This window comes from Armatimonadota bacterium (genome assembly GCA_035527535.1).
Lineage (GTDB): Bacteria > Armatimonadota > Hebobacteria.
On record DATLAK010000095.1, the window covers coordinates 1 to 4,796 of the forward strand.

Sequence of the window (4,796 nt, forward strand, 5' to 3'; positions counted from 1 at the left end):
GCGAACGGCGCCCGGCACACCATTACCATCAGTGCCAGGATCGCCGCGAGGCCCAGCCGCCCGCCCGGCCGGCTGACGCTTATGACGCGCTTGGGGTGATCCATCAGGGTCTCACTGGTGGTTCAACGCTGATGGCGCTGATCCCCACCGGCGACGCTTTGCTGCGCCTGAGGATCGGCGCAGACCTGCCGGTTGGACCTTCCACAACGCCAGGCATTTTACCACGGGATCGGCATCAGATCAAGCGCCCGGAGGCCGTGGCCCCGGCTCGCGGCTGACCCGCCTACCGAGCGTATACCCGGCAACCGAGGTCAAACACAACCGAGGAGGCAATGCCAGCGGTCAACCACTACCCTTGACAAAGCCAGCCTGCTCAGGGATGGGTAACGGTCGCTGGTCCGGGGGCGACTGGCCGGCCATGACTGTGCGCCCAAGGCCGCGCGCCGATTGCAGTCCGTGAAGTGGGTGGTGCGGCCGACTGGATTTGAACCAGCACGGGGGGTTACCCCCCACTAGGCCCTCAACCTAGCGCGTCTGCCATTCCGCCACGGCCGCGAATCCTCTACGTGGGGGCCGGCGGGGAGCATGTGCCGCCGGCGCAGGGGGTGGGGACCTACCAGTTGTGCATGCGCCACACGGAGGCCAGCGCGGAGAAGCAGAGGAAGCTGATGGCGACCCACATGGTGATGCGACCGAGATGCTCCTCAACCCCCCACCGGGTGCGAATGCTGGAGGTGCTCTTGCCGCCGATCACGCCCCAGCCGCCGCTGGTGGAACCTGATTGCTCGCTCTTGGTGGTCTGGATGAGGATCATGGTGATCATCACCACCGCGGCTATGGCCTGCACTATCATGAACAGCATGCCCATGGCTTTGCCCGTCCTCGCACCGGGATTCTACCATAAACGCCGCCGCCGTGACAAGGCGCAGCGGCCTAGTGTATAATGTCATGAGGATTACCAGTGGGAGGCCTAGATGCGGAAACTAGTCATTCGGGTGGTAGATATCAAAGGGGGATGTTCGGCCTACAAGCTGGGAGACAAGATTGTCCTGGACGAGGGCTACCGGGTGAACCTGAAGGAGTCCACGGCGATCTGCATGCACTCCCTGGGCTCGATCTTCCCTTACTACAACATGCTCTATGCGGGAGGGGATCCGAAGCGCCTTGGGCTGCTGGAGAAAGGCAATCCGAACAGCCTGCCGCGCGTGCGCTGCCTCGATCCCAACGACTACACCGGGGGCGGGTCCACTACCTTCGAGATGGAGTGCGTGGAGGAGTAAGCGCCGTGGCGAATCCCTATGAGCGGCGGCGCGCGGCAAGCAGCGATTCATAGAGCGCTGCCAGGCGCCGCGCCATCGCCTCGGCGGAGAACGCCTCCGCGGTGCGGCGGGCGGCCGCGCTCAGGCGCAGCCGACGCTCGCGGTCGCGCAAGAGCGACACCGCTGCCCGCGCAATCTCCCCGGCGGCGTGCTCGACGATGATCCCGTTGGCGCCGTCTTCTACCAGCCCCGCTACCGCTTTGCTGCGGGCCGCGATGCAGGGAGTGCCGGCCGCCATCGCCTCCAGCACCACCAGCCCCTGGGTGTCGGTGATGGACGGGAACAGCAGGGCGTCGGCCTCCGCCGCACAGCGTATCGCCTCCTGGCGCGGAAGCGCGCCGGCGAAGCGCACTGCCTCCCCGAGGCCCAGTTGCGCTGCCAGCGCGCGCGCTGGTTGCTCCCAGTCACCGCCTCCGACGACCAGCAGCGCGCTCTGCGGGACCTGCTCCGCGACCAGGGCGAACGCCTCCAGCATCAGGTCAATGCTCTTCTCCTTCGCTACGCGTCCGACGTATGCCAGCAGCGGCGCCCGCGCGTCTATTCGCCAGCGGTCGCGGATGGGCAGCAGGCGTTCGGGAGCCGCCAGCTCGAGGTCGAGACCGGTGGGAATGACCTCGATGCGGGCGGTCACACCGTCGCTGCGCAGCATCTGGCGAATGCCCTCCGAGGGCGCGACCACGGCATCGCAGCCCTGGGCGAAGCCGCGGCTGATGCGCTTCGCCAACACTCGCGCGAGCGCGCGCGGCAGCGGAAGGTAGTGGACGTACTCCTCGTAGAGGGTGTGAAATGTGAACACCAGCGGCCGCCCCAGCCGGCGCGCGACCCGCCGGCCGAGACCGCCGGCGATAAACGGGCTGTGCACGTGGACGATGTCGGGCGCGCGCCCACACATGCGGGAGGCGACGCGCGGCCACCACGGGATGATCAGCGGGTAGTCGCGCCGCCAGGGCATGGTCAGCGAGGGTAGTCGGGAAACGCCGTCGCCGGGATCGCGGTAACCCGCGTAACGCGGGGCGACCACGTGTACCTGCACCCCGAGGCGCCCGAGCTGCCTAGCGAAGGTATTTACCGAGACCACCACCCCATTTATGGTGGGGAGATAGCACTCGGTGAACATGCACACCCGCATCGGAGTGCCGCCCCAGGTGCCCCCAGCGAGCGCCCGGCGAAAGCGACGAGATACGGTATCACAACCGCGCCCCCGAGTCAATCCTGACCGCGAGGCGCGGTTTCTATCTCTGCCGCGCAATCACTTCGCGCGCCGCGAGGATACCGCTGGCCGAAGCCTGCACGAGGCCGCGCGTCACCCCCGCGCCGTCGCCGATGGCGAAGAGGTTGTTGATCTGCGTCTCGAGCGCGGGCGTCAGGCGCACGCGCGCGGAGTAGAACTTGACCTCCACGCCGTAGAGCAGCGTGTGCCGCGAGCCTACTCCCGGCGCCAGGCGATCCAGGGCCTCGATCATCTCCAGGATGCTGGCGAGATAACGATAAGGCAGGGCGAAACTGAGGTCCCCCGGCGTCGCCTCTGCCAGCGTCGGGCGCACCAGCCCGCGCGCAATGCGCTCCGGGGTGGAGCGCCGCCCGGACTGGAGGTCCCCCAGGCGCTGGACGATGATGCCGCCGCTGAGCAGGTTGGCGAGCCGCGCGACATACTGGCCGTAGGCGATGGGCTCGCGGAAGGGCTCGGTGAAGCGCGTGGTCACCAGCAGTGCGAAGTTGGTGTTGTCGGTGCGCTTGGCGGCGTAGCTGTGGCCGTTGACGGTGGTGGTGGAGTCGGTGCGCTCGATGACGACCTCACCGTAGGGGCACATGCAGAAGGTGCGCACGCGGTCGTCGAACTCCTTGGAGTTGAATACGAGCTTGGGTTCATAGACGACCGCCGTCAGCGGCTCCAGCACCGGTGCCGGCAGCTCCACCCGCACCCCGATGTCCACCGGGTTGTCGGCGCGCTCCAGGCGCAGCCGGTCGGCCTGCTCCTGGAACCACTGCGCGCCCTCGCGCCCGGGGGCGACGATGACGTGGCGGCTCTGGATGATGCGCCCGTCGGCGGTGCGCACGCCGCAGGCGATGCCGTCGTGATCGAGCAGGTCGGCGGCCGCGACGCGGGTGCGCACCTGGGCGCTCATCTCGACCTCGCTGCGCATGTGGCGCAAGACCTCGAGGCAGCCATCGGTGCCCATGTGGCGCACGCGGGTGGGCACGAATTCGAGGTCGGCCACGGCCGCCTTGCGCGTGATGTCGCGCAGGGCGTCGTCGTCGGCGCCGTACACGCGCTCGGGGGCGCCGAAGCGGACGTAGGTCTCCTCGACCTCGGCGCTGAGCTGCTCCAGGTGCGGGCGCGAGATGAAGTCGGCGAGCTGGCCGCCGACCACGGGCGAGATGGTGAGCTTGCCGTCGCTGAAGGCCCCCGCGCCGCCCCAGCCGCTGGTGAGGGAGCCGCTCTCGCCGCCGCGGCGGTCGGCGCCGTTGCGGCGGGCGATGCGGGTGTCGAGGTCCTCGCCTTTCTCCAGCATGAGGACGCGCAGCCCGGGGCGCTTGGCCAACTCCAAGGCCGCGAAGATGCCGGCCGGCCCGGCGCCCACTATGATGACATCCCAATCCTGCTCGCTCACGGCTTCACCCCCTGGTAATCTACCACATTCGGGGGGGACCCGAACAGACATAAGCAAGACAGTGTGGTCTCGGAAGACGGGGATGCGTCAGGAGTGGAGCGTAGGGGCGCAGCATGCTGCGCCCCTACCTTGCTTGCGGTCACGCCCCCTACTTCGCCGGCACGAGTCTGGTGGGGCCGCTGGCAAACGGTCACCTGCCGGGCGCGCCGCCCGGCCACACACCGATCGGCGCCCAGTTGGCCTCATTGGTTCCCTGTGGCGTCCGATACCGGCATCTTAGGGCCACGTACGGCCCCTGCCGCTGGAATAGAAACGTAATCTGGGGATTGGAGAGGTCGAGCGGCCCCTTGCCCAGCCAGTTGTCCTCGAGCGTCCCCCGGAAGATGTGCTGCCGAAGCACCAAGTCGTTTATGACATCCCCTTGGGCCTTCGGCAGATCGGCAACGTGGAATTCGTACTCGCCTTTGGTGATAACCGTCTGCCGCACTTCGGCTGGGAGCGACGCATAGACCTCGCAAAGGCGAGGCAGCACTTGAGCCACAACCGCGGCGCCGCATGCGTCGTCCACCCTTGCCCGCTCTTTTGCCGGGAGCGGAAGTAGGACATCCGGTGCGATTGCCCTCGCCGTCGTCGCGCCGTGGTGAAGCAGGCGCGGGACGCCAACCGCTAGTCCGGCCACCACCGCCACCCCCGCCCCAACGTAAGCTACCTTAGCTTTGGTTGTCACTAGCCTATACTCCGGCCATTTCTTGAAGCAACGGATGGCGCAAGCGTGCGAGCACGTCTGTTTTTCGACGAAGGGCGTTTTTGCCCATGAGCGAGAAAATCCAGGCGAGCAGCGCCGCCGCTTGCAGCGCGCGGCGCA

Annotated in this window: 5 protein-coding genes and 1 tRNA gene; 1 reads left to right on the plus strand and 5 read right to left on the minus strand. The window is 67.6% G+C overall.

Annotation, left to right across the window (positions count from 1 at the left end):
* Window positions 1–466 precede the first annotated feature (466 nt).
* Window positions 467–555 (minus strand) — tRNA-Leu (locus VM221_06900).
* A gap of 58 nt (window positions 556–613) precedes the next feature.
* Window positions 614–868, minus strand: a complete 255-nt coding sequence (secG, locus tag VM221_06905; protein HUT74548.1) for a preprotein translocase subunit SecG — start codon at window positions 866–868, stop codon at window positions 614–616.
* A 106-nt stretch (window positions 869–974) separates the two neighbouring features.
* Between secG and VM221_06910 the strand changes: the two genes are divergently transcribed.
* Window positions 975–1,280, plus strand: coding sequence for a TIGR04076 family protein (locus VM221_06910; GenBank protein HUT74549.1), 306 nt, complete (start codon window positions 975–977; stop codon window positions 1,278–1,280).
* A gap of 16 nt (window positions 1,281–1,296) precedes the next feature.
* On the opposite strand, the gene VM221_06915 is transcribed toward VM221_06910, so the two are convergent.
* From VM221_06915 to VM221_06925, 3 genes are all read right to left on the minus strand, one after another.
* A complete protein-coding gene (locus VM221_06915) occupies window positions 1,297–2,448 on the minus strand; it encodes a glycosyltransferase (GenBank protein HUT74550.1) in 1,152 nt (383 codons plus the stop codon).
* A 103-nt stretch (window positions 2,449–2,551) separates the two neighbouring features.
* Entirely contained in the window at window positions 2,552–3,931 is a 1,380-nt protein-coding gene (locus VM221_06920; protein HUT74551.1) for an FAD-dependent oxidoreductase, read from the minus strand.
* A 190-nt stretch (window positions 3,932–4,121) separates the two neighbouring features.
* A complete protein-coding gene (locus VM221_06925; protein ID HUT74552.1) occupies window positions 4,122–4,658 on the minus strand; it encodes a hypothetical protein in 537 nt (178 codons plus the stop codon).
* Window positions 4,659–4,796 lie beyond the last annotated feature (138 nt).

Excerpts from the sequence above, each read along its gene's own strand:
- secG (HUT74548.1), bottom strand. The coding sequence starts at position 868 with ATGGGCATGCTGTTCATGATAGTGCAGGCCATAGCCGCGGTGGTGATG.
- VM221_06910 (HUT74549.1), top strand. The coding sequence starts at position 975 with ATGCGGAAACTAGTCATTCGGGTGGTAGATATCAAAGGGGGATGTTCG.
- VM221_06915 (HUT74550.1), bottom strand. The coding sequence starts at position 2,448 with ATGCGGGTGTGCATGTTCACCGAGTGCTATCTCCCCACCATAAATGGG.